The following is a 24,582-nucleotide window of genomic DNA, read 5'->3' on the forward strand; positions in this document are numbered from 1 at the left end:
ATGCCGAGCTTACATAGATAACGGTTAATGATATGACTATGAAATTCTAAGAATTCTAGAGCAATCGTGAGATTGTGTTTAGTTTATTGAGGGAGGATAGTTCAATAAAGGATTTGGGTTTTTATGTTAAAATATAAAGTAAAACTTATTGTTGGGGGGGATTACTTGGAACTTATTATGGTTTTAGTCGTATTTTTAGTTTGTATATGTATTAGTTCGATTCTGAATATACTTTTTAAGCAGACGAAAAAAAGAGATTGGCTTATAACATTCTTAATAAGTTTAGGTTTATCAATAATAATAGCTCCTCTATTAAGTGCTGGATAAGATCTGGTTAGTATTATGAGGTGATTGAGTGGGATTTTATTATTTATTATTACTTCTGATAGGTTGTTGGTATTCTTTTTATCGTTTTGTCAATTATTTTGTTAATGCCAAGAAGTTCTGATATTATTTCTGAACTGTTGAATTAAATGAATAGAAATTATTATGCTAACGGGTGCGTTAGCTTAAGTTCGGAGCTGTCTATAAGGCAGCTTTTTCTTTATGCAACTATCGGGGCAGGTTAGGTTTATATGACATATCTACTATGGATGGATCAAACAGAAAAAATAGAGGCTGTCGAGGGTTTCTCGACAAGCCTGAGGAGCTTTTCAGCGCCTTTTTATTTTTGCGATTATACTTCTTTTTTCGCATATATTCTGTTAATTAATCCGACGATGCTAATTAAAATCATGGCAGCCACATTAGTTGCTATATTAAATTGTTCATTATCACTAAAAACATTAACAACGCAAACTACGAAAAAAATAACTAATAAGATGTTTTTGAAGTTACTGGCAATAGTTTGGATAGTAAAACATCCTTTCTTTATTATCATTATTCTATTATACAAATTGGATATTTATTTTAAAGTATATAGCGAGAATGTGAAGAAATGTACTTAAACTAACGGGTGCGTTAGTTGATTAAGGAACACAAAAATGATCAATTTATAAAAGAATAATCCAATTAAATAATATAAGGGCATGTTTTGATTAATCTTTTTTCAAAACATGCCCTTTAGATTTATTTATCAAGGTTTCTTGTATTAATTTGATTAAACTTTGTTTCAAATCTACAAGTAACTAACAAATTTTAAAATTAATGAAATAAAAAAAATTTTATGAACCAAAGATTCTAATGGTCTCCTAAAGGGAATGCATTACCAATACTTTACAAAAACATATATCTTTATATAATGGTTAATAGAGTGAAAAATCACAGTTTGGTTGGTAGTCCAGACGTATTAGTTGCATCATACTAATATTAGTAGCCTTCCCCCCTCGGGATGTCCATCACTCTGTTATTTAATTAGAGGGGGCATTCTGATGAAATTAACACTTTACTTTGATGGCCAGTTCTGGATAGGAATTGTTGAAGATAATCAAGATGGGTTTTTGAGAGTTTGTAAACATATCTTTGGAAAAGAACCAAAAGAAGAAGAGGTACAATACTTTGTAAACCACATAATGATGAGGTTACTGGAACGAGTTACAACAGGTGTAAAGGTTAATCAAAATAAAGAACAGCACATAAACCCTAAACGGTTAGCACGTGCTGTTGGAAAAGAAATGAAACAAAAAGGCGCCTCTACCAAAGCTCAAGAAGCATTGAAATTAGAGCTTGAAAATCGAAAAGTAAAGCGAAAAGTACTTTCTCGTGAACAAATAGAAGAGGAAAAGGAAAAGAAAAGACAATTAAAGGTAGAAAAACGTAAAAAAAAGCACCGTGGAAGGTAAAACTGCACCTCCAATTGTTAGATGTTCTCTAATGCAGTTCGCTTCGGCAGCTCTTTTTCTTAATGAACTAAATGGGCAGGTTAGTTCTATAACGAAACCAATAAAATCCATGGTATAATATGTAATAAAAAGCATGAGAGCCTAACAAGGGGGAGTTATTAATGTTTCAGTTTTTTCTTATTGTTGGGATAGTAGGTATTGTTATTTCAGGTATTTTTATCGGAGCATGGACAGGTGGACAACAACAAAGGGCAAATTTTCATTCCGAAACAGCAAAAAATCGAAGCTTTAGAACGAAAATAGCATTTATCTCAGGTCTCATAGCTGTAATCTCTTTGGGGATTTCCGGATTAATATACTTTGTATAATAATACTTTGTTCTTCAACTAAGGGTCTTTATTTATTTTAATAAGGAAGGTTGCTGAGGCAGCCTTTTTCTTATGGCACTATCGGGGCAGTATAGTTGAATAAGCAATGGTAAAATATGATATATAGATAAAAAGTACAGGGGGATAAAATGGCATCTTTAGTTGTATGGTAAAAACGTCAAGTAGCCCCAAATACACGATAAAAAGTGTGTTTTGGGGAACTACTTTTGTTTGCTTCCTTTTTTATCGATACCTTTTACATGGAAGGCAAATCCATTAATCAAGGAAGACTTTTTCTATTTCTTCTTTATTCGTTACATCCATATTTGGTAGTGTTTCAAATAAATAGCGAAGAAAATGATAAGGACTTAAACAGTTCAATACTGGCATGTGCTCAGTAGTTTTTTCTGTTTAGAGTGATCTAGTTCTAAGGCTGTTTTAAACTAAACTTACTTAATTTCTTTCAATGTATCTTTAATAATGTTAACAATAACCTGAGGTTGATCAACATGAAGGAGGTGTCCAGCATCTTCCACGACAATGTGTTTACTATTCGTTGATAAACGTGTCAGGTCTCTTTGAAATAGATTCCAAGCTGCGAAGGATTCAGTTGTGTGATAAGACTGTAAACCAGCGCTGACAACTGTTAGGGGAATGTCTCCTAATGAGTGGCATTTACTTATTTGCTCTAAACTATCTTGAATTTCATCTAAAGAACCTTCTACTGAAAATTGATTAAAGTAAATAGATCTCATTTCTTCACTGAATAATGGTGGCATAATTTTGTTTTGATCTTCATGACAAGAATCTAAAAGAATAACTGCTGCTACTTCTTCTGGATATGCACTAGCATATAATCTTACGTTAGCTCCTCCTATTGAATGCCCTACAAACATATATGGTGGTTTAATATTTGCATTTTGTAATAGGGCACGCAGATTTTTAACAGACTGTTTACTGTCTTTTGGTCTATCATCTTTTTCACTTTCTCCTAAAGCTAGTCTATCGTAGGTAAGAAATTGTGCGAATTTTGAAATCTCGTCTTTAATAGGGTTCCAATAATCAGAAGGGAATCCGTACCCAGATTCAAAAACCACTGTAATGTTTTCATTTGGTCTTTGAAAAAATTCGTAATAAAGTTTAATGCCACCAATATCTTGCATCTTGCCTGTTTTAGTAACTTCATTCATATAAAAACCTCCAAATTTATCCATGTAGTTTTTTTTAGTATAAAATAACAATGCAATATGAGCTATATTTTTATTTTAGAAAAGCCTGATTCATTATGTGATTTAGATTATGTACCAGATGTTGCTCGTAAAGAAATAAGTACTGGTCTATCCAATTCATTTGGTTAGTTGATGGTTGGATAATATTTTTTGTGAATAACAGGCTCTTTTTGTGAAATATTGTACTTAAACTATCGGGTGCGTTAGCGCCATAAGAAGGCCGCCAATTGGCGGCCTTTTAAAAGTATTTTTTATACAATCATACATTCAAATTAAAATGAAAAAATCTAAGAATTGTTGAGTCCGGTCCAGATAGGTAAGGGAATATACATTTTAAATTGTGATTAGTCATTTTTAATTTGGAGAAAACAGAACCATTTCTCTATGTGAATCGTCTAACTATAGAAAAAAAGGAGGATATGATTGCACGTGAAAAAGAAAATGGATGAGGCTTCTTTTTTTGAAGTCAATGAGACCACCGAAGAAATTCATCTCGAAACAATTATGGAGCAATATGGCGATATGGTCGTACGCCTAGCTTATACATACGTGAAGCAAAAGACATTAGCAGAAGACATAGCCCAAGAAGTGTTTATAAGTTGTTATCAACATATGGATAAGTTCCGTAATCAATCGTCGGTAAAAACATGGATTTATCGGATAACCGTAAATAAATGTAAAGATGAACTAAAAAGCTGGTCTTTTAAAAATTTGTTTTATACCGATTTAATCAGTTCCTTTTTTAAAAATGGAACGAATACAACGGAGCTTAAACTTTTAGATTTAGAAGAAAATCGGTGGATTTCGAAAATAATTCTATCTCTTCCCCTGATATTGAGAGAAGTAATAATCCTCTATTATTACGAGGATCTTTCCATTTTAGAAATAGCAGATTTATTAAATGTTAACGAAAATACAATAAAGACTAGACTCTACCGTGCACGAAATTTATTTAAAAGTATATTTAAGGAGGGGAATATGGATGGAAGATAAAATGAAAAACCTCCAAGATAAAATGAATAATACCGTACTGAAAGAAATACGCTTTGAGGAAAAACATAAGCAAAATGTTTTGAGAAAAGTTGGATACTTAAATAAGACATCTAACTTTGAAAGAACCAAAAAACATAGGTCCAGTTTTGGGAAAAAAATCACTTATTCTGTTTGTTCAGCCCTATTACTATTTACACTTCTCATTGGTTCTGCATTTGTCTCTCCAGCTATGGCTAGAATGCTATCCGAAATTCCGTATTTAAGTTATTTTTTAAATCAGGAAGATCAAATCATAGATATAGAGAGAATTATTTTGGATGTAGCCAACAAAGAGGACTATGATATTTGGGACATACAAGTTTCAAAAGCAGATAAAGAAATCATCCTAGCTATCAGAGATCCAGAAAATAAGCTGTCTTCTTTGCAAAATAACATTAGAAAAAGCGTGAATGATGCACTTCAATCGGAGAATTTAGGTCCATATTCAATTAAAATACAAAGATACGAAGAAGACCCTCTTGATAAAGAGCTAAACGCGAAACAAGATATAAGGATGGCTGAAGTCAAGTTACTTTCCGATGAACTTTCAAAAGAGTTAAAAAAACAGAATTTCAATATTTTAGAATTGCAAGTGAACTATACTAAAGAGAGTCGCTTGATTAAATTAGAAGTACCCGACACTGAGAACCAGATAGAAGAAATAAAAGAAGAGATGAATAAAGTTATCCAAAAAGAAGAATTAGATTCCTACAAAATTGAAATCGATAAAATTAACTTGAAAATTAGGGAACAAGAACAAAGGTGGAAACCCATTACTAACGTATTGGAAAGAAGGTTACAATTTAACGAAGATTACAAAGTTAATCTTTTATCATTCTCATTCGAATCCTTACCAGTAACATTTACTATAAATACGTCGGTAAAATCTTCTGATTCGGATGCTAAGGAATATGGTAATATGATTGAAAGAGAAATTAAGCAGTACATCAAATCTGACGAATCTTATGAAGTAGTGAAAAATGATCCTTATAAAATCATTGTATATAGCGAAGATAAAAAGAAAATAAATTAAACATTGGTACTAAATTAGCTATATTTGATCAATAAACTGAGAAGGGTTACTAGAGGTAACACTTCTTTAATTTGATGAGAAGAAAACTATTATTACTCTCAAAAGTTTAGCGCACAGTTTGTGTCAACTATACAATAAGTCTTTATAGAACTACCATGAAAATAGATCTAAGTAAAATATGCCTTGTGCAAAATGAAAAAAGGAAATCAAAATGACTTCCTTTTTTCATTTGAATCTTAATCTATGCTGTATTTTAGTAAATATCTTTCCTTGATAATTGCTAGATGATGTAGTTCATGACCGGCAATTATGTACGCCAGTGCACGTGCAGTAGTTGGATGATTTAAAACTGTTCCCTTGCGTATCCATGCATCGTTGGAAAGACAGGCGATCAATGAAGAGGTGCATTGTCGTACAATCGAAAAATCTGAAAGTATGTCTTGGAAATCAAGTCTGCTGAAATCTGCATTAGTCATATATAAATCTTTATCAAATGGCGTAAATGAAGGAGTATCTCCACGAGCAACTACAAGAACATGAGAACTCAGTACGCGTTCAGCATCTGCCATGTGACCGAGTACTTCTTTCAAATTCCATTTTTTCGCTTCGTATTGGTACGCTGCTTGTTCATTAGATATACCTCTTAGTAAATTAATAGTTGTCTCTTGTTGCTTCTTTAGAATATCAAGTAATCCTTCGTCAGAAACAAGTCTTATGTAGCTCTCGAAAAACGGATGGTATTCATTCGTTTTCGGACGTTTAAGCATTATAACCGCCTCCATACTAGTTATATCTTCATATTGACTCATTTTTATAGATATGTTGACTAACGATAACTAAATTTCATGTAAAACTGTCAGGGGAAAATATCCTTTTTCAACAAACGGGCGCATTCCTCTCATATAGAAAGAAAGTGCCTTTTAATAGGTTCAGGTTGAAACAATATGGAGTATTTCTTTAAGTAAATTAAAGCTATGATACACGTTAAATTAATCTAACCAAGAAGATAAGAAATCCAAAAGTTAGAAATTGCGAACTTAAAGTTTTCAAAAAGGCTCGTAATTATTTAATATCATAAGTATTTTTTTCTAATCACAATTTCTGCTATTGCTAAATTGAAAATCCAGCAAAGCCATACAGCAATCGTATATGAAAGACCATAGGAAAGATCTAATCCATTATGTGTAATTGCGACAATGATATAAATGATCATATTGGCAAAGGATAGAAAGAAACTTCGGATGATCCATTGACTATGCCGTAAGACATCTTTTCTTTTTATATATATATAACCGAATATTGTTGTTATAAGCCATAGTGTATTTAAGATAAGAAACCCTATTGTACTTGGCCAGCCACCTGTCGCAAAGAACGAAACGTATAAACCGGGAATAAAGTTTAACACAATAGATGAAACATAGATTCGACCATTCCATCGATGAAATGTTAAGGATTTCAAACGTAATCGTTTAATTATTCCGAGAGGTCCTGTAAGGAGTGCAATTATCGCAAGAATAATATGAACTCGGATCATCAATACCCATAGCATTTGATTAGAAAGAAGTTCATCTTTTTTTGATAGGAATCCCTGAAAACTTGGATCAACTACAAAATTCTTAGATAGTGTATGCATTACCCACATTACAGAAATAATTGATAAAATCGTAATTAGGAATTTGCGTTGCTTCATATACCTATCCTCCTCAGTTTTATAACAGTATAGAAGGATTAGTCATTATAATGAGTGCAAAGAGTACGCAAACGAATAATGCCCAACTAAACATGCTTAAAACTTTAAAATTCCTCTTCAAAAGATCCTCTGGTTTTTCTGAATCCTTTATTTGCCTAAGTTTTTTTTTAATCATGCCCATAAAAGCACCAATAAACAGTAAAGTGGTGAAGGATACTACTACCCAAATTATTGAGGGGAAAGCAGAATATATGACGATCATTAAGCCCCCAGATACTAGTAGGAGGATGAGTGAATAATGCCCTGCTCTTGTATATGATTGAATGAGATTAATGCGAAGTACCAGGTTGTCTCTTGGAATAGTTAGCATTTTTTTTATTTGCCAAGGTAATGTAATGTAACTCCCAAGAAGTACCGCACTAATTACATGAACAAGTAATAATAGATGATACATAAGTTTATTCCTTTCGTTTTAATACAGGTAAATAATTAAAAGAAAAGTACCTCTTTATTTTTTAATTGATACGAGGTTCTTGACCTTTATTTGACCAAACTGTTCCTCTACGTTCAAACTCAAATAACTTCTCGAGATAGTGAGCAATTTTTGGGCCGAGCTTTTGTTCAATTGTGTAAATGGCAATATCTATACCTGAAGTTACACCACCACTGGAGACTAAGTTTCCATCATCTACTATACGAGCATATACTGGCCTAGCCCCCATAGCCGGCAACGCATCCATCCCCATGTGATGTGTAACAGCATGTCGGCCATTTAATAGTCCCATCATCCCTAAAAGGGTAGAACCTCCGCATACTGTGGTTAAGGTAATATTAGGGTTTTGCACCGCTTTTTGTAACGAAGTTTTCAGCTTCGTTTCAGAAGCTTTCTTTAATTTGGTTACTATCGAATTGGGACCATCACCATACATATCTCCAGCCCCACCCGGAACTAAAATAACACCTTCAGCGTTCGGATCAATTACTCCTGTGGCTTCAATTCCAACGTCATTAACGCCACTTTTGACTAGTCTTTTCCCTTCAGCTGTTACCAACTCTACTATTACATTTTCAGGTGAAAGAATTGCTGCAGCTGCAAAAACCTCAAAAGGAGCAATTGCATCCATTAAATCAAATCCATCAAATAAAACAATTTGAAATTTCATATTATATACACATCCTGTCTTTATTTTAGGACCGGACCGTCCGGTCCGATAAATTATATTATATAGTATATTGTTCGATTGTATATAATGAAATTGTGAATTATTAATGAAAAAACCCCCAATAACTTAGAAGTGGGGATTTTTCAAGAAGAATAGTAATTCAATAAAGCTTTAATTTGTTCAATGCAATAAAAAATATGGTCATTATTAAATGATAAACGACTGGACATTATTGCGCCTTCCATAGAAGACATAAGAAATGAAGCCAGAGAAAGGGAGTTTATATCTTTACGGAATTCGTTATTACGCATTCCATCCTCAATAATTGATTGTAAAAACAGAAGTGTTTGGGTGTAACTTTCAGAAGCAACCTTTTGAAGCTCTGGGTAGGAATTATCGGCTTCAATCGCAGTATTTAGTAAGGGGCAACCGCCTTCAATAGGAGGATTATTGACAGCATCTTGGTAAATGTATGATATTGCTATTATTTTATCAGTAGCCGTATTCGCTTGTTCACTTGCTTGAACCATATGGTTCCAAATTATTTCTCCTGCTTTTTCAAATGTAGCAAGAGCAATTGCCTCTTTGTTAGGAAATCTACGGTAAATAGCTCCTTTTGGTAAAGAAGATGCTTCCATAATATCCTGAATGGAAGTTTGACTAAATCCTTTTGTATTAAAAAGGCGTAAAGCAGTTATTATAATTTGATCGCGCACTTCATCATTCATACTCATTTTGTTGTTTCCTCCGAGTTCCTCTATATAACGATTAATATTATAACTCAAAAAATTTAAAAACTAAACTTGTAGTTCTCCTTTAATAAATGATCTTCAACAATCGGGCGCGATTGTTGAATAAAATAGGTGGGAAAATGATCAAACTTTTTTATAAAAAATCATACGTATGTTCTAAAAAAAGAAACCATTTTGATCAATCTTTTTTCAAAATGGTTTCTTTTTATCTATCGTAAAATATGGGTTTGCGAGGTATTTCTGATCAGACTTTTTTATAAAGCTACACCCTCTACAGAATGGTAAAATAAGTTAAGGGGGAGGAAGGTAATGAAAAAATATTTTGGAGTTATTTCATTCACTTTAATAATGTTGGTGATTGGATTCTTTGGTATGGCTGTAACATTTATCATTAATCCTGAAGTCTCAACGTTTCGTTTATTAATGATAACAGGAATTATTTTATCTTTTATTTTTGCTGGACTCAGCGAAAAGGGATATTGGAAAAGGGTATCTTTAGGTCTTAGTATTTTAGTTGGTTTATTTTACTTTATTGGTATTGAAGCAATGAGATTTTTATTTCAAATGTTTATTTAATTATAGGGTGCTTTACTTCAATAAGGGAGTTGCTTCGGCAGCTCTTTTTCTTATAGAGCTAAAGGGGTAGGTTAGTTCAATAATACATCCTTTTAATTAGTTGTAATATCTTGTATGATAATACCAATATATACATAATTATTCATTAAATAGGGGTGGAATATGAAAATAGGTTGCCTGCAATAATTAAATGAACATGATTTGTGCCTTATTGCAGATTTTGATTAAAATGGTGTAATTATTTTAAGAAAGTTTGGTGTCTCTAAAAATGTCTGTAGTGGATAGAAGAATACTTAAATCTCAAGAAGCAATAAAAAATGCTTTTATTGTACTGATGTCTGAAAAAAAATTTGATCAGATTACAATACAAAATATTTCCGACAGAGCAAATGTTGGCCGAAGGACCATCTATCTTCATTACATGGATAAATTTGATCTACTGGATAAAATTACTGAAGAACATATAAACGAACTAAGAAAACTCTGCGAATCGACAGCCGAAATGAATTATATTGATACGGAATTTTTATTGTTTAAGTACTTTGAGCGTAATTATTTATTTTTCTCAGCAATCTTAGCGAGTAAAGGAGCAGTTTATTTCCGTAATCGGTTCCTTGAATTTGTCCTCGAAGAGTTAAAGAATCAAGTGGATATAAAAGAAGGAGAAAATCATGGTGAAGATGTTACTATTCAATTTTTTGGAGCAGCTATCGTAGGGATAGTGGAATGGTGGTTCAAGAATGGAAAGCCTTACCCGCCTCATGTTATGGCACAACGAGTGGGAATTTTATTAGAGAGGAACCTATAGTTATAATATTTTTATTACTATTCAATTTAAATGCAATTGTGAAGGATTGTACTTAAACTAACGGGTGCGTTAGCGTCATAAGAAGGCAGCCAATTGGCGGCCTTTTGAATGTGAGATTATTGATTATTAACATTATCTTCGAATTCAAGTAACCCTCAATTAACCGGTCAGTTTAATTTAAGAAGATACTGTATAATATTGATATATTTAATATTTTTGGAGGTCTGAAATGATTAACGGTGGAGATGGATTATTTGCTCTTTTAGCTTTTTTACCTATTATTTTTTATTTAGTTCTTACTGTTTTTGCTATTTATTTTGTAATTAAGGTAATAAAGTTCATGAATGAAAAAATAAAATTAGACAAAGAAAAAAATGAGAAGCTTGATGAATTAATTAAGGTAAATCAAAGTAAAAAAGATTAAATGATTTTATATTAATTCAACAAACGGGCGCTTTTCTTTAATAAGGAGGCGTCTTTTTGTATTGCACAACGGGGCAGCGTTCCTGTAGGTGGGTTACTTGAACGGTGGTATTTCCTTTTTTAAATTAATAGGGAGTTTAATAGAAGAATTATACGGCTGGCTATTGTACAATTTTGGTCATTAAAATAGGATTTTGGGGGAATGTTGGTGTGAATATTAAGAGGAAAAAGTCTTTTATGCTATGTTTTATAGTTCTGTCATTTTCTGCAATTGCTATTATCTCAAACTTTAATTCACTTGAAATCACAAAAAGTGCATGTATTGAAAACAATAAGACACCTAACGTTGAAAAGGACTTCTTAGCTATTAACTGGTCTGTATCATGTGAATAATACATACTGGTTATTTCACTAACGGGTGCACTACTTCATTATTAGGAGCTGATCGGCAGCTCTTTTTTCTTATGGAACTATCGGGGCAGGTTAGTTCAACAAGCTTTAATTAAGAAACATTCTCATTTCAAATTTATTATTTAGAGCAAGGTTATTCCTTGCTTTTTTCTTTGTGTTTTAAAGTTGCTTTTTATTAAAAAAGGGTATTTTTCGTTGAAAAATAATAATTTTAGTGTAAAATTACACTAAAAGGGAGTATTTAGTATATATGGAAAAAGAAGAATTCATCAATTTAATATCAGAAAAAATGAAACTTGTCCGAACAGAACAAAGTTTTTCTCAAGATAAGATGTCTGAAATTCTAGGGATTTCAAAAAAAACACTAGTTCAAATTGAAAAAAGAAGAACAAAAGCCAATTGGACCACCGTTGTTGCATTTTGTGCTTTGTTTAATCATAGCCAATTGTTGATATCAACAATTGGTGACAATCCAGTTGATTTTGTTCAGTTAATTGCAAGAAAAAATGGTGGTACGCCTAAAGAAAAAACAATGGGTGGTAAGATATGGTGGAAAGAAATCGAGTATAGGGGGGATTTTCGTTTGCAACAAAATTTGATTAGTAATCATTACCGTATATTGGATCAATTTGATTATCGTTGGCATAGTTCTTTTGATAAAGAAGAGAGTTTAAGTCGTTTATATGAATTACAGGAGGTGGGGAAATGAGTACGGAAAGTCTTCCAGGGTGGTTTTGGATAATATATTACTTATTTTTGTTTATTACATTAGGAGCATTAATATTTAGTCTTATTCGAAAAAGGAATATAGGAATGTCCTTTATTTCCATAATTTTTGTGATTACTGTTCCGATAATGAGTTTGTTAAATAGTATTGGAAGAGGAGAAGGACTAAATGAGTTTGAACATTTATTTAGTCAATTACAACAAGGTGCGATTTGGTCTCTTTATGTAGTTGTGGGTTATTTATTTTTATTGGTTTGGTGGTTTGTTTTCTTATTTTCAAACAAAATTATAATGACAAAAGGAAAAAACTTATTCAAGTAACGGGCAGGATTGTTTAATAAGGGATTAATATTTTGATAATTCATTTTAGAAATGCAGGGGATTGAAATATGAAAGATAAAAAGTATTCTTGGATAAGCTTTACTTCATTTGGATTAGGAGTATTCGTGATTTTACATCCCATTTTAGCCAATATATATCCAAAATTCTTTATGTTAACGCAATATATTGGTATCGGATTAACGCAATATATTGGCATCATATTAACGATTATTTTGAGTGTTATAGCTTTACTTAAAAAGAATGAGAAGAAACCTTTAGCAATAATAGGTTTAATTATGGGAATCATTATGATGATATTTGCAGGCATCCTCTTATATATATCCTTTAATAAATATAGCCCTTATTAACTTTGCCTTTGTTTTCTTTCGCAATCGGGGGCGATTGAAGAAAAGTACAATCTCTCTCCTGGGCAGGGTAGCAAAAAGAACATTCAGGAAATATGAAACCGTTTTTGAAAATTACCGTATTACAAGATTTAATCACCTAACAGGTGCTTTATAGGGGTTGCTGCGGCAGCTCTTTTTCTTATGGCACTAACGGGGCAGGAAAGTTGAAGAGTACTGTTTGATCTTTATTCAACAATTGGGCCATTTTGTTTGAAATTTAGGAGTGAAGAAATGAATAATTTTTTTACAGCATTAACTTATGTAAATAAAATGATTTATGAGTCGAATCACTTAACTGTAAAGTCAGTTCAAGAAGAGAAGCAAAATTCTAAGTATGGTGCTGGTACATTTCAATTATCTTCTAAAACAGTTCGATTCAGAGTTGCGAATATAACCCCTACCAAAGTAGGGCAGTTTGTTGCATTTTGGGAAAAAGACCAAAATAATAAAAATCAACCCTACTTATATGAGGAAGCCCCTGATATTAGTTATAACTACCTTTAAAAATGAAAATGAGTTTGGTCAATTTATTTTCCCAAAAGAAATTCTATTAGAACAGAACATTCTTAGGTCTACTTCAACAAAGGGCAAAATGGCAATAAGAGTTTATCCTAGCTGGGATAGTCCGAGTAGTAATCAAGCGATGAAAACTCAAAAATGGCAGTTACCCTATTTTGTTGACATGTGTAATCCGAATAAATTACCCTTAGAAAAAATATTAGAACTCTATTCTTTTTAATCCTCTGCAATCGGGCGCGATTCTTGAAGAATTTTCGCTTTTCTTAATGAACTAACGGGTGCTTTACTTCAATAAAGAAGGTTGCTAAGGCAGCCTTTTTCTTATTGCACTAACGGGGCAGGTTAGTTGCATAAGAATTTTATGATATTCACTAACGTGCCAGGCTAAATTATCAAATTCAGTATTGTCCTTTTGGGTTAATATTGAGATAAGGTAAGGCTATTGTATGGGGGATGTAAAATGAGCAATTATAAAGTTGGTTATCAATGTAAATGTTGTGGAAATTATCACGATGAACTTCCCTTGAGTTATGGAAGTCCTGTTCCTGATTACTATGAGGAAGTACCATTCGAAGAACAAGAAAAACGAATAGAGATGAATGAAGATGTGTGTATAATTGATGATGAATATTTCTTTATTCGTGGATGTATTGAACTTCCAGTAATGGATGGGGAAGATCCTTTTATTTGGGATGTTTGGGTTTCATTAAGTGAAACAAATTTTGACAAAATGATGGAGTATTGGGAAGTTGAAGGCAGAGAAAAGGATTTGAAACCAATGTTTGGTTGGCTGCAAACTTCTATTCCTTGTTATCCTGAAACACTAAACTTAAAAACAATGGTTCACACTCGTCCAATAGGTTTACGTCCTTCTATAGAATTAGAACCAACAGAACACCCATTATCCATAGAGCAAAGAAAAGGAATTGGATTTAAAAGAATAAAGCAGATAGCAGAAGATTTGTGTAAAGTAGAAGAAAAATAATATCTCTGCATAATGAACTAACGGTTCGTTAGCGTAGGCTCGGAGCTGTCTTAAAAGGCAGCTTTTTCTTTAAACAACTAATGGGGCAGGTTAGTTGAAGAAGTTTTCTCGATATGTACTGTTTCCCAAAGTTATTTGTTACAGCTACAATAATGGTGAACCACAATGAGAAATTGAGAAGGAGCTTATGCAGATTGAATCTTATTAAATATTTTGGAGTCCAATTTATTCTATTTAATGTAATAATCCTAACAGGGTTTTACTCAGATAGTTACATAAGCAAGCCATTTACTTACACTGATTTAATAGCAATAATTATTCATTTTGCTATACTAATCGTCGTGTTAAATGGATACTTTAAGCTAAAAGAACGTCTAATGCCTATTCATTTATTTAATAGAGTGTTACTTTCTTTGTTAGCTTTTGTTTTTACCGTTATTTTTATAGAGATTTTAACAGGAGAATGAGATTTTACCTCTAATGAACGGTGCGTTAGCTGAAGATCGGAGCTTTCTTTAAGGCAGCTTTTTCTTATAGAACTAAAGGGGCAGTTTAGTTCAAGAAGCGTAATTTATTCGTACTGTGAATTAATTGCAATACATTTTGCTACCACTCTTTATGAAATGGTAATATTTAATGCTGAGGTGGTGTTTATGAAAAAATTATATTTGATCCCTATTTCTATACTTCTTGCAGCTCCATTGTCATCGTTTTTTAGTGCTTCAATTGATAGTTTAATATCTTTAAATGAAGATCTTCCAAAAGATGAATATTTCCCTTTTTTAAATGGAGTAATTATTGGCACAATATATGAATTAGCAATATATTGCATTATTGGTATTCCTGTAACTCTAATTATTGATACCATAACTTATTTTGTGGGTTTACATACAAACTTAAAAGTATATCTTTTACAATTTTCTTTGTATACTATTTCTGCAATCACTCTTGCCTACATATTAGACTCTGATAATTTTTGGGCTTATTTAACGGTAGGAATAGCAGTACATACCTATTTTCATATATTGTTTTTTTTGAAAAAAACTAATAGCAAACCTTAAACAGAATCTATGACGAAATATTGGTCAACTCTTCTTATAGAACTAACGGGTGCGTTAGTTTATTAAGGAAGACAAAAAGATCAGCGTTTTTTATAAAAGAATAATCCAATTCAATAGTAGTATAAGGGCATGTTTTGATAATCTATTTTCAAAACATGCCCTTTGTATTTATTTATCAAAGTTTTTTGTATTAGTTTGATCAAACTTTGTTTCAAATCTACAATAAGATAGATTTTAATAGGTTATTGGACGTAGAATAATGAACAGGGTTTTATGACGTGAATAGTGACAAAAAAAGAGTTTCATGACATGTGTTCAAAAAGGACGAGTTTTGGAACAAATAATAAAATGTGTGCTTTTTAACTTTGTTCAGCAATCGGGCCATTTAATGGAATAAGACTTCCGAACAAAAATGGATTTACAATTAAAAAAAGAAAAATTAGCCAAAAATATTGTTAAAATCAATATTATTATGTAAAATTTTCTTATAAAACAGACTATGTGTTACTGGCGTAAACATGGAGGACCATGAGGAAGCACATAGATAACGGCCGTACGCCTGGGCAAAGTATTTGAACATGAGTTCAAATACTTTTTTTATTTTAGAAAGGGGATCTTTAAGTGAAAGAGATTAGTTTACGGTACGGAATGAATCCAAATCAGAGTAAAGCTAAAGTTTATGTTGCAGAGAACGGGCCTATTAAAATCTTAAACGGAGAAGCCAGTTATATTAATTTTTTAGATGCTTTAAATGCTTTTCAACTGGTTCGAGAGCTTCGACAAGCCACTGGTCAACCAGCAGCAGCATCCTTTAAACATGTCAGTCCAGCAGGTGCAGCTGTGTACTCTCCACTGAATGATTTACTTGCTAAATCTTATTTCATTGAAAATATGGAACTTTCTCCATTAGCTGTTGCTTACGTAAGAGCACGAGGAACAGATAGGATATCTTCATTTGGTGATTGTGCTGCTTTTAGTGATGAAGTTGATGTAACTGTAGCAAACCTTCTAAAAACAGAGGTTTCTGATATCATTGTTGCACCAAGTTACAGTCAAGAGGCATTAGAGATTTTGAAACAGAAAAAGAAAGGAAAGTATTTAATCTTAGAAATTGATCCAAACTATGTGCCTGCTCCAATTGAACAAAGAACGGTATTTGGAATTACCTTAGAACAAGAAAGAAATGATGTACAGATCGGAAAAGAAGTTTTTGACAATATTGTTACGACACAATGTGATATTCCTGATAGAGCCAAGCAAGATCTTCTTGTTGCCCTTATTACATTGAAATACACACAATCAAACTCTGTTTGTTTCGCTTTAGATGGTCAAACAATTGGAATTGGTGCTGGGCAGCAATCACGTATTCATTGTACAAGATTAGCAGCTGAAAAGGCAGATAACTGGTGGTTAAGACAACATCCAAGGGCACTTAATATGAGGTTCAGAGAAGGAATATCTCGTGTAGAAATGAATAATGCGATTGATGGATGGCTGAATGATAATATTACTGAGGCTGAAAATCAACAATGGAAACAATGTTTTCAAGAAGTCCCTGAAAGGCTAAGTAAGAGTGAGAAACAGCAATGGTTAAAAAGATTAAAAGAAGTTTCTTATGCTTCCGATGCTTTTTTACCGTTCCGAGATAATCTTGATCGTGCTGCTCAAAGTGGAGTTAAATATGTTGTTCAAACAGGTAATTCTATACGAGACGATCAAGTTGAACGAGCAGCAAATGAACATGGAATGGTCATGGCACATTCAGGCATTCGTGTATTTCATCATTAAGCTATGAAGGAATATAATTAAGGAGAAAGAGCCTTTTAATAGGGGCTACTTCTCTTATCCGATAATTGTGTTTATGTAAAATAGGCAAACGAAATATGTTATTCTTATTCCGTAATCGGGCGCGATTCTTAAAGAAGTTTCGCTTTTCTTAATGAACTCCCATGAAAATTAAAAAAGCTCAAAATCCAGAAAAAATCACAACAAAATAGACCCAGTAAAAACGCTTTTTAAAAAAAGGCAAGCCTTATGAGTAATCTGATTGAGTTTGGTAAATCGCTAAACAAAAACCTCCAATCATAGCAAAATAAGTAGAGGCTAGCGCGACGACCAAAAAAGGATTAATCCCCCATGAGTGCTACCCATAAAGGGCACGACAGTCGGTGGTACACCGTGGTCGTCGGAGTCAGACTAACGGATGGGCTCAAAGGCACCATAGTTCAACGACCTTCTTCGCCAGCCATTAAAACATTATCGACATAGAGAGCAATTTTCATTCTCTGTGGTGAAGCGCTGATTTTTGCGCTTCATGGATGGCTAACGGGGCAGTTTAGTTGAAGAAGGAATTGAAGAAACAAAAAGAAAATAGGTATTGTTAGTTAAAATGATTTTTATAGAAAGAAGGATTAATATGGCATATTGCAAAGTTCGCCAAGCCGAAATATATTATGAAGATTTAGGAGAAGGTAAACCAATTTTAATGATACACGGTTATTCTCCGGACCATCGATTAATGAGTGGTTGTATGGAGCCTATATTTACCAAGAGGGAGGGGTGGCGACGTATTTATATTGACCTACCTGGAATGGGATTAACAAAAGAATATAACGAAATAAGTAGTTCTGATGAAATGCTGAATGCTGTTTTAGATTTTATTCAAGCTGTAATTCCTAACCAAGAGTACGTAATTGTTGGGGAATCTTACGGTGGCTATATAGCTAGAGGCATTATTGAGAAGCATCAAGAACAAATACTCGGTGCAGCATTTATATGTCCTGTTATTATTCCTCTTCCAGAAAATAGAACAGTTGAGAAACATAAAATATTGAGAATGGATGAAAAGTTTATTGGAAATTTATCAAAGGATGAATTAGAAGATTTTAGAAATAACAACATTGTACTTGATGAGTACACATGGTTAAGGTACAACAAAGAAATTCTAAGTGGTTGTAAAATTGGAGATGAAAAGTTTCTAAATAAGGTTAAGAATAAATATGGATTTTCTTTTAAGATTGACCAGTCTGATTTTATTAAACCCAGTGTATTCCTGTTAGGAAGACAAGACTCTTCGGTTGGATATAAAGATGCTCTTGACATAGTAAACAAGTATCCGCGAGGAACATTTGCTGTATTGGATATAGCAGGTCACAATTTACAAATTGAACAACCACAACTTTTTAGTACTCTATTAAATGAATGGTTGGATAGAATTGAAGAGTTCCAAAACTAATACTTACGCAGTAAGTGAAGTTTGTGAAATATTGTACTTAAACTAACGGGTGCGTTAGTTGATTAAGGATCACTAAAAACAATCAAAGTATTTTATAAAAACTGAATACTTAATCACAAGAAAAGAATCCATTTTGACAACCTTTTTTCAAAATGGATTCTTTTTATTTACGCTAATATGGGGTTCAAGAGGACCTTTTGATCAATCTTTATTTCAAAGCTAAACTTTTCAGCTCCTTTTTATTTTTGCGATTATACTACTTTTTTGGGTCCCGGTAGCAAAACGCAGAAAACATACGCTAAGCATTATTCGACATTGAAAAGCCGAGTTTTCCTACTTTAAGGAGCAAACTCGGCTTTTCAATGTCTAGGCTCTACATCTAAAATATTGGCGGTACCCTTTTACAATTTTATTACCCTTAACTAAAAGGTCTATATTCTACCACCGAAGATAATTTAATTAATGTAGAAGGTTCTCCATAAGCTAATGACGAATCAATAAATTCTTCAAGCGATTGAACTGACTCCGTTACGATTTTTACTAAATAACTAAACTGTCCTGCTAATCGATGACATTCAACTACGTTATGATTTTTTTTACAGAAATCCCTAAATGATTTTCCTTGTTTCGTATCAAATAAAATAAAGGCAGTTACACTTTTATTTAGCTTTTCAGTATCGATAATAGCTCTATATCCTTTTATTACCCCTTTATCTTCAAGCTTTTTTACCCTTTCATTTACAGCAGGAGTTGAAAGTCCAACTTTTTTCCCTAGTTCTGTCATAGATATTCGAGCATTTTCTTGAAGTAGAATTAAAATACTTTGATCAATTTCATCCAAGGTAGCATCGTCCTTTGACATTATATTTTTAAGAAAAATTGTGAAATTAAAATAAATAATAAAGTATTAAACAAAATAAGCTTAATATATCTATGTATTTAATACAATATGTAATATAAAATAGTGTTTAGTATTCTATATTGGAATAAAATACCTTTAGGGAGTGATTTAATAGTGAATAGTTTTTTTCAGAATGATATTATTTTAGAAAATTCAAAAGTATTACTTGTTCCTTTTACCTTAGAGTATAAAGAACCTCTAAAAGAGGTTGCTTTTGATGAGTCTCTATGGACATACATGGGTTTATTTATTCGTACAGAAGAGGAGTTAGATGAGTATATACATTCAACTTTAAATGAAAAGTTAGAGGGAAAGTCATATCCATTTATTATTATTGATAAAGAAACAAAAAAAATTGTAGGTAGCACAAGACTTGGGAATATAAATTTTCATAATAAGAGATTAGAAATAGGTTGGACTTGGTATGGGACAAAATTTCAGGGAACAGGAATAAACAAAGCTTGTAAATATGAATTATTAAAATATGCTTTTGAAAATATGAACTTTAACAGAGTTCAATTTAGTGCAGATATAGACAATATTAGGTCTCAGAAAGCAATTCTAAAACTTGGAGCTAAGCAAGAAGGGATCTTTCGTAGCAATTACATAGATCAAAATGGAAATAAAAGAGACGATGTTTATTTTAGTATTATCCAAGAGGAGTGGAATGATATTAAAAAGAAATTCTTCAGCGAATTTGAATAAGTAAGTTAACACTTTTTATTTCCCATTGGTTATTATTTCTACTTTTATTGATAAATCTTATGGAATTAGTTTTATGTTCCTATTCACCCATACCTAGTACAGCAGCAAGAAAAGATAGGGTGACAAAAATCCTCAACCAATTCTCTTTTGGATGAGGATTTTTATTAACTCTTTGCTAATTCACGAATGATTTGACTAATTTCATGTATTCCCTTTTTAAGATCTGTTAATGAGGCATACGCATAGGATATACGTAGATAACGGTCCGATTCTTGACCATAAATATTACCTGGATTAAGAAGTATACCCTCAGATAATGCTTTTACATAAAGATCTTTCATGGATAGTTTAGGTAGAATTTTTAGCCAAATAAAAAATCCTCCCTTCGGTACATTCCATGTTGTTATATCTTTTAAATGAGTTTCTAAAACATCCAAAACAACTGCCCTCCGTATTTTTAGTTGTTCTTTTACATCTTCAAGGTGATGTTGATATAGACCACTTGATAACCATTCAGCTGCAACCCTTTGAGATAACGAACTAGAACCGTAGTCGGTTTGCATTTTTATATCGGATAATCGTTCAATCACAGGTTCCGGACCAACAATCCAACCGATTCTTAAACCAGGACTCAACGTTTTAGACAAACTGCCAAGATACAAAATATGTCCATTCTTATCCTTTGCCTTTAAAGGAAGTGGAGGTGTTTCATCAATCCATAATTCTCGATAAACATCATCTTCAATCATTGGAAGCTGTTCTTTTTCACATACTTCAAGAAGTTCTTGACGGCGTTTTTCTGACATTAATATCCCTGTTGGATTATGAAAACTAGGAATGGAATATAAAATCACTTTACCCTGTTGTTTTTTTGAAGTGAAAACAGTGTTTGGCAAGAGACCTTGTTCGTCCATCGGTAAACCTGTAAGCTTCATCCCAGCTGATTGAAAAACATGTAGAGAATAAAGATAAGAAGGTTTTTCAAGTAAAACGGTTGATCCTCTTTGTAAAAGACCAACTGAAATTAGTTGCAAAGCCTGCAAGGCTCCTGAAACAATTAAAATGGAAGAAGGAGAGGTATTAATCCCCAATGCTTTTAAATAAGTAGTTAATGCTTCACGTAAGGGGAGGAAGCCTTTTGGGTCTTCATACCCGAAAGGTTCCATTTTGTCAGATACTTTCCCCATAACGAGCTTCATTGTTTCTAAAGGAAATAGATCTTTGGAAAGTTCTCCTTTACTAAGCTGAATAAAGTTTGTGTTTGATTCGGCTTGATTAATCTCTTGAACTGTTGCTTGACTCGGTTTGTGTAATCCTGATTTGACATGTTCGTTCCAATCAGGCGGAGGATTTGTGGCTATTAATGTCCAAGTATTATTAACTACGACTGTTCCCATTCCCATCTTACCCTCAATTAACCCGTCAGCCATTAATTCTTCTAAAGCAGTGATGACAGTGCTCCGATTTACTTCAAATCTCTTAGCTAATATACGCTGGCTTGGAATTTTGCTTCCGATTGGCCATTCCCCATTTGCAATTTTCTCTTTAATATAATCGACAATTTGTTGATATTTTGGATATTGTTTATTTGGTTTCACTCATTTAAAACCCCTTTACATTCTATTTTTAATCCAAAGTGGTTGGGTTAAAAATTACCAAGCTGGTTGAGGACATTTTATCAAATACTGATTAATATTAGAAATAATCGGAACCAGAAATAATATTGGTTGGTTCCTTATTCTAAGGATGTGTTCAAATGGCAAAAAAATGGGGTTTTAATGTTATTGTCGCCTATGGTCTTGCGATTTTTCTATGGGCTTCAGCTTTTCCTGGTATTCGGGTTGGATTAGAATACTATACACCTGAACATCTTGCCCTTTTTCGATTACTAGTTGGTTCTATAGCTCTCGTAGTAATTGCTATACTCACTCGTATGCGTTTACCTGAATTAAAGGATACTCCAGCTATTTTATTGTTAGGATTTTTAGGTTTCACGGTTTATCATACAGCTTTAAACGTTGGAGAGAAAACGGTTAGTGCTGGTGCTGCAAGCCTAATTGTTTCTATGACTCCTATTTTTTCTGCTCTATTAGCCGTTTGGTTTATGCGTGAACGCTTTGGGTTTATAAGGTGGATTGGATCTATTATAAGTTTTCTGGGAGTTATCTTGATATCGTTTGGAACAGGAGATCACTTTGAATTTAACACTACAATTTTGTTTATTCTCTTAGCATCCTTTTCAGAAAGTTTATACTTCGTTTTTCAAAAGCGTTATTTAATAAAGTATGGATTTCTTGCTTTTACTACCTATACGATTTGGGCAGGTACATTTTTTATGCTTTTCTATCTCCCAGGACTAGGTCAGGAAATAATAAGTTCCTCTATAGAATCTACCCTTAGCATTTTGTACTTAGGTCTCTTTCCTACGGTTATTCCTTATCTTGCATTAGCATTTGTTACATCTCGAGCAGGAGCTTCAGAGGCAACGAGCTCCCTTTACCTAACACCAGCTCTTACATTTGTGATTTCTTGGGTTTGGCTTGGAGAGGTGCCGACTACCCTTTCTGCTATAGGAGGAATCATAACGCTATTTGGAGTTTTATTCATTCATATCCAAGGAGATAAATTACTGAAAAGAGTAAAACGAAATATAAAAATAGAAGGTTAATTCATTATTGAGTCCAGAAAGTCATGATTTTCGTTCCCTTAACCCTTACCTAAAACTAATTCCCTTTTCGCAAACCCATTTACGTTAAAGGGAATTAGCTTAAAGTAAGGAAAAGAACTATTTTGCTACCCAAAAATGTCTTAACGTGGGTTTTACGTCAAAATGTTGGTGCTACCCTGACGGTACCCCATTTATAAAATTAAACTTGTGCAATGGAGAATTTGGAAAAAATAACAATCATTAACATTTAATGTTATAATTTAATTAGAATAATAGGAAAGTAGGTAGATATTTTATGAAAGGAACGGGAATTGTTCGTAATATTGATGAATTAGGTCGTGTGGTCATTCCTAACGAATTAAGAAAAATCCGAGACATTCAATTTAAAGATTTAATAGAAATATTTGTAGAAGATGATCGTATCATTTTACAGAAATACCAAGCTTCTAATACATGTACCATTACTGGAGAAGTGACAAACAAAAACAAAGTCTATCCAGGAGATATCATTTTAAGTCCAAAAGGAGCAGAAATACTTTTGGAAGAATTAAAAACTACTATTATTCGGGGTACCGCCAGCGAAAACGGAAACTTTGTACGTTAAGCCACTAATTCCCAAGCTTTTTTATACCCTTACAAATTGTTAAAAGTACACCAATCATAAGTCGAACAACATATGACCTCGATGCAACTGCAGCAGCGATTGCAAATAAGTCTAAATTGTGAAATTAAAGACCTAATAGCATGAAGGAGGTAGATTATGTTTAAGAAAGTTTTTATATCATTCGGTTTATTGTTAGCTTTTATTAGTATTTTTTCTTTCCAATCTAATTTAGCAAATGCGCCAGTAAATGACGAAGAAATCATTCCAATGCCTGGAATGGATGTATTAGTTGAAGATTACAACGAAGAAATCACTCTAATGCCTGGAATGGATGTATTGGTTGAAGAAGATATCAAAACATCAAAAGAGCAAAGAGAAAAAGTGATGCAAGACATGAAAGAACACCCTGAATTGGTTCAATTTGCAATCCCAGTATCAAATGAATACTAGCAACGACGCCATATAGTTTCAACTTCGATTTTAAACGGAAAGAAGCAAGTTTTTAACCTGCTTCTTTTTTTTATGGTAGAAAATTAACTTAGCGTATGTTTTCCGCGAAGTGTTGACAGTACCCGGGTACCGCCAACATTTTGACGTAAAACCCACTCTAATACAATTACTAGAAAAAATAAAACTGATTTCTCCTACGTTATGGGGAAATCAGCTTTATTTTTTCTATCTTTTACGGGCGCAGTTTATTTGAGTTTGGTACCTTTTCAAGTCAAATGTATATTCCCCGAATAGGTTATATGTTCCCAACCTAATGGGATGCCTGTGGATTTTTAATAAGATTGATAATTTATAAAAATGTTTGTTCATTTAGGGGTCCAGCCGTCAAAAAAAACGCACTTATTATACCCTAAGACAGATATTGTAAAATGATTCACCAAAAACGGTCTAAACTCTTCATTTTAGTAATTTGATTTTGGTATAGTTTTTAGATAGGGGGTATTAACCCGAATTACTGAACCGTGTTATTGATTTTAAAAGTAACCGAAAACGGTTGTTTATGGGGAGTTTTTATTAAAAGATAAATGGATATTTATGTTAATGCCGAGAAGAAATTGTGAAATGATGTACTTAAACTAACGGGGCAGCATTCCTGTTAGAAGGATGTTCGGGGTCTTGAAAGAAAAAGAGCCCTCTTGTATGATGCATGAGTGTCAACGACCATTGACCCAGCA

At 32.8% G+C, this 24,582-nt stretch carries 27 protein-coding genes and 1 riboswitch; of the genes, 20 read left to right on the forward strand and 7 right to left on the reverse strand.

From position 1 onward, the window contains the following. Nucleotides 1–1,370 precede the first annotated feature (1,370 nt). Complete coding sequence (locus ACIQYG_RS25415; RefSeq protein ID WP_402843977.1) at nt 1,371–1,781, forward strand: YjdF family protein; 411 nt, start codon at nt 1,371–1,373, stop codon at nt 1,779–1,781. Between the two features lie 161 nt (nt 1,782–1,942). Next, nucleotides 1,943–2,149, forward strand: a complete 207-nt coding sequence (locus ACIQYG_RS25420; protein ID WP_402843980.1) for a DUF5316 family protein — start codon at nt 1,943–1,945, stop codon at nt 2,147–2,149. Nucleotides 2,150–2,598: 449 nt separating this feature from the next. Here ACIQYG_RS25420 and ACIQYG_RS25425 read toward each other — a convergent pair whose 3' ends face one another. Further along, nucleotides 2,599–3,339 carry an alpha/beta fold hydrolase gene (locus ACIQYG_RS25425; protein ID WP_402843983.1) on the reverse strand — a complete coding sequence of 247 codons (741 nt, stop codon included), beginning with the start codon at nt 3,337–3,339 and terminating at the stop codon, nt 2,599–2,601. A 468-nt stretch (nt 3,340–3,807) separates the two neighbouring features. Between ACIQYG_RS25425 and ACIQYG_RS25430 the strand changes: the two genes are divergently transcribed. After that, a complete protein-coding gene (locus ACIQYG_RS25430; RefSeq protein WP_402843985.1) occupies nt 3,808–4,371 on the forward strand; it encodes a sigma-70 family RNA polymerase sigma factor in 564 nt (187 codons plus the stop codon). Continuing rightward, a complete protein-coding gene (locus tag ACIQYG_RS25435; RefSeq protein ID WP_402843989.1) occupies nt 4,361–5,443 on the forward strand; it encodes a DUF4030 domain-containing protein in 1,083 nt (360 codons plus the stop codon). The genes ACIQYG_RS25430 and ACIQYG_RS25435 overlap by 11 nt, the downstream gene beginning before the upstream one ends. Nucleotides 5,444–5,679: 236 nt before the next feature. Here the strand turns inward: ACIQYG_RS25435 and ACIQYG_RS25440 are convergent, their stop codons facing one another. From ACIQYG_RS25440 to ACIQYG_RS25455, 4 genes are all read right to left on the reverse strand, one after another. Then, the gene (locus ACIQYG_RS25440; RefSeq protein WP_252278745.1) at nt 5,680–6,210 is read right to left on the reverse strand and encodes a DinB family protein; all 531 of its coding nucleotides are present in this window, start codon (nt 6,208–6,210) and stop codon (nt 5,680–5,682) included. 305 nt (nt 6,211–6,515) lie between these two features. Continuing rightward, nucleotides 6,516–7,133 carry a DUF2306 domain-containing protein gene (locus tag ACIQYG_RS25445; RefSeq protein ID WP_252278744.1) on the reverse strand — a complete coding sequence of 206 codons (618 nt, stop codon included), beginning with the start codon at nt 7,131–7,133 and terminating at the stop codon, nt 6,516–6,518. Nucleotides 7,134–7,648: 515 nt separating this feature from the next. After that, a complete protein-coding gene (locus tag ACIQYG_RS25450) occupies nt 7,649–8,296 on the reverse strand; it encodes a DJ-1/PfpI family protein (RefSeq protein WP_402843993.1) in 648 nt (215 codons plus the stop codon). A 143-nt stretch (nt 8,297–8,439) separates the two neighbouring features. Beyond that, nucleotides 8,440–9,030 (reverse strand): TetR/AcrR family transcriptional regulator, encoded by a 591-nt coding sequence (locus tag ACIQYG_RS25455; RefSeq protein WP_402843996.1) that lies wholly within the window; start codon nt 9,028–9,030, stop codon nt 8,440–8,442. 327 nt (nt 9,031–9,357) lie between these two features. Between ACIQYG_RS25455 and ACIQYG_RS25460 the strand changes: the two genes are divergently transcribed. From ACIQYG_RS25460 to ACIQYG_RS25515, 12 genes are all read left to right on the forward strand, one after another. Beyond that, on the forward strand, nt 9,358–9,624 hold the full coding sequence (locus ACIQYG_RS25460; protein ID WP_402843999.1) for a hypothetical protein: 267 nt from the start codon (nt 9,358–9,360) through the stop codon (nt 9,622–9,624). A gap of 268 nt (nt 9,625–9,892) precedes the next feature. Beyond that, a complete protein-coding gene (locus tag ACIQYG_RS25465; protein WP_402844001.1) occupies nt 9,893–10,432 on the forward strand; it encodes a TetR/AcrR family transcriptional regulator in 540 nt (179 codons plus the stop codon). Nucleotides 10,433–10,661: 229 nt separating this feature from the next. After that, nucleotides 10,662–10,856: a hypothetical protein gene (locus tag ACIQYG_RS25470; protein WP_249599328.1), complete on the forward strand. Its 195-nt coding sequence runs from the start codon at nt 10,662–10,664 to the stop codon at nt 10,854–10,856. A 660-nt stretch (nt 10,857–11,516) separates the two neighbouring features. Beyond that, nucleotides 11,517–11,975, forward strand: coding sequence for a helix-turn-helix transcriptional regulator (locus ACIQYG_RS25475; RefSeq protein WP_402844006.1), 459 nt, complete (start codon nt 11,517–11,519; stop codon nt 11,973–11,975). Next, nucleotides 11,972–12,313 carry a hypothetical protein gene (locus ACIQYG_RS25480; RefSeq protein WP_402844009.1) on the forward strand — a complete coding sequence of 114 codons (342 nt, stop codon included), beginning with the start codon at nt 11,972–11,974 and terminating at the stop codon, nt 12,311–12,313. Before ACIQYG_RS25475 ends, ACIQYG_RS25480 begins: the two co-directional genes overlap by 4 nt. 68 nt (nt 12,314–12,381) lie before the next feature. After that, entirely contained in the window at nt 12,382–12,681 is a 300-nt protein-coding gene (locus ACIQYG_RS25485; protein WP_402844012.1) for a hypothetical protein, read from the forward strand. 270 nt (nt 12,682–12,951) lie between these two features. Further along, nucleotides 12,952–13,224, forward strand: a complete 273-nt coding sequence (locus ACIQYG_RS25490) for a MepB family protein (RefSeq protein ID WP_402844014.1) — start codon at nt 12,952–12,954, stop codon at nt 13,222–13,224. Then, nucleotides 13,187–13,459, forward strand: coding sequence for a MepB family protein (locus ACIQYG_RS25495; RefSeq protein WP_402844042.1), 273 nt, complete (start codon nt 13,187–13,189; stop codon nt 13,457–13,459). Before ACIQYG_RS25490 ends, ACIQYG_RS25495 begins: the two co-directional genes overlap by 38 nt. Before the next feature lie 240 nt (nt 13,460–13,699). Then, a complete protein-coding gene (locus ACIQYG_RS25500) occupies nt 13,700–14,224 on the forward strand; it encodes a DUF2199 domain-containing protein (RefSeq protein WP_095395667.1) in 525 nt (174 codons plus the stop codon). A gap of 653 nt (nt 14,225–14,877) precedes the next feature. Further along, nucleotides 14,878–15,285 carry a hypothetical protein gene (locus ACIQYG_RS25505; protein ID WP_402844017.1) on the forward strand — a complete coding sequence of 136 codons (408 nt, stop codon included), beginning with the start codon at nt 14,878–14,880 and terminating at the stop codon, nt 15,283–15,285. Nucleotides 15,286–15,778: 493 nt separating this feature from the next. Then, a riboswitch (ZMP/ZTP riboswitch) is annotated at nt 15,779–15,857 on the forward strand. Between the two features lie 49 nt (nt 15,858–15,906). After that, nucleotides 15,907–17,073: a phosphoribosylaminoimidazolecarboxamide formyltransferase gene (locus ACIQYG_RS25510; protein WP_402844020.1), complete on the forward strand. Its 1,167-nt coding sequence runs from the start codon at nt 15,907–15,909 to the stop codon at nt 17,071–17,073. A gap of 628 nt (nt 17,074–17,701) precedes the next feature. Continuing rightward, nucleotides 17,702–18,520: an alpha/beta fold hydrolase gene (locus ACIQYG_RS25515; protein ID WP_402844023.1), complete on the forward strand. Its 819-nt coding sequence runs from the start codon at nt 17,702–17,704 to the stop codon at nt 18,518–18,520. 418 nt (nt 18,521–18,938) lie between these two features. Here the strand turns inward: ACIQYG_RS25515 and ACIQYG_RS25520 are convergent, their stop codons facing one another. Then, nucleotides 18,939–19,361 carry an Lrp/AsnC family transcriptional regulator gene (locus ACIQYG_RS25520; RefSeq protein ID WP_402844026.1) on the reverse strand — a complete coding sequence of 141 codons (423 nt, stop codon included), beginning with the start codon at nt 19,359–19,361 and terminating at the stop codon, nt 18,939–18,941. 174 nt (nt 19,362–19,535) lie between these two features. Between ACIQYG_RS25520 and ACIQYG_RS25525 the strand changes: the two genes are divergently transcribed. Next, nucleotides 19,536–20,126: a GNAT family N-acetyltransferase gene (locus ACIQYG_RS25525; protein ID WP_402844029.1), complete on the forward strand. Its 591-nt coding sequence runs from the start codon at nt 19,536–19,538 to the stop codon at nt 20,124–20,126. Nucleotides 20,127–20,290: 164 nt separating this feature from the next. Here the strand turns inward: ACIQYG_RS25525 and ACIQYG_RS25530 are convergent, their stop codons facing one another. Beyond that, on the reverse strand, nt 20,291–21,724 hold the full coding sequence (locus ACIQYG_RS25530) for an aminotransferase-like domain-containing protein (protein WP_402844031.1): 1,434 nt from the start codon (nt 21,722–21,724) through the stop codon (nt 20,291–20,293). Nucleotides 21,725–21,882: 158 nt separating this feature from the next. Here ACIQYG_RS25530 and ACIQYG_RS25535 point away from each other — a divergent pair, with 158 nt between their 5' ends. The 3 genes from ACIQYG_RS25535 to ACIQYG_RS25545 all read left to right on the forward strand — a co-directional run bounded on the left by ACIQYG_RS25535 (nt 21,883) and on the right by ACIQYG_RS25545 (nt 23,848). After that, nucleotides 21,883–22,794 (forward strand): DMT family transporter, encoded by a 912-nt coding sequence (locus tag ACIQYG_RS25535; protein ID WP_402844034.1) that lies wholly within the window; start codon nt 21,883–21,885, stop codon nt 22,792–22,794. Nucleotides 22,795–23,089: 295 nt separating this feature from the next. Beyond that, nucleotides 23,090–23,398: an AbrB/MazE/SpoVT family DNA-binding domain-containing protein gene (locus tag ACIQYG_RS25540; RefSeq protein WP_402844037.1), complete on the forward strand. Its 309-nt coding sequence runs from the start codon at nt 23,090–23,092 to the stop codon at nt 23,396–23,398. Nucleotides 23,399–23,554: 156 nt separating this feature from the next. Further along, nucleotides 23,555–23,848, forward strand: coding sequence for a hypothetical protein (locus ACIQYG_RS25545; RefSeq protein WP_402844039.1), 294 nt, complete (start codon nt 23,555–23,557; stop codon nt 23,846–23,848). The last annotated feature ends 734 nt before the right edge of the window (nt 23,849–24,582 follow it).

Source organism: Peribacillus sp. NPDC096622 (genome assembly GCF_044762665.1).
Taxonomy (GTDB): Bacteria; Bacillota; Bacilli; order Bacillales; family DSM-1321; genus Peribacillus; species Peribacillus frigoritolerans_B.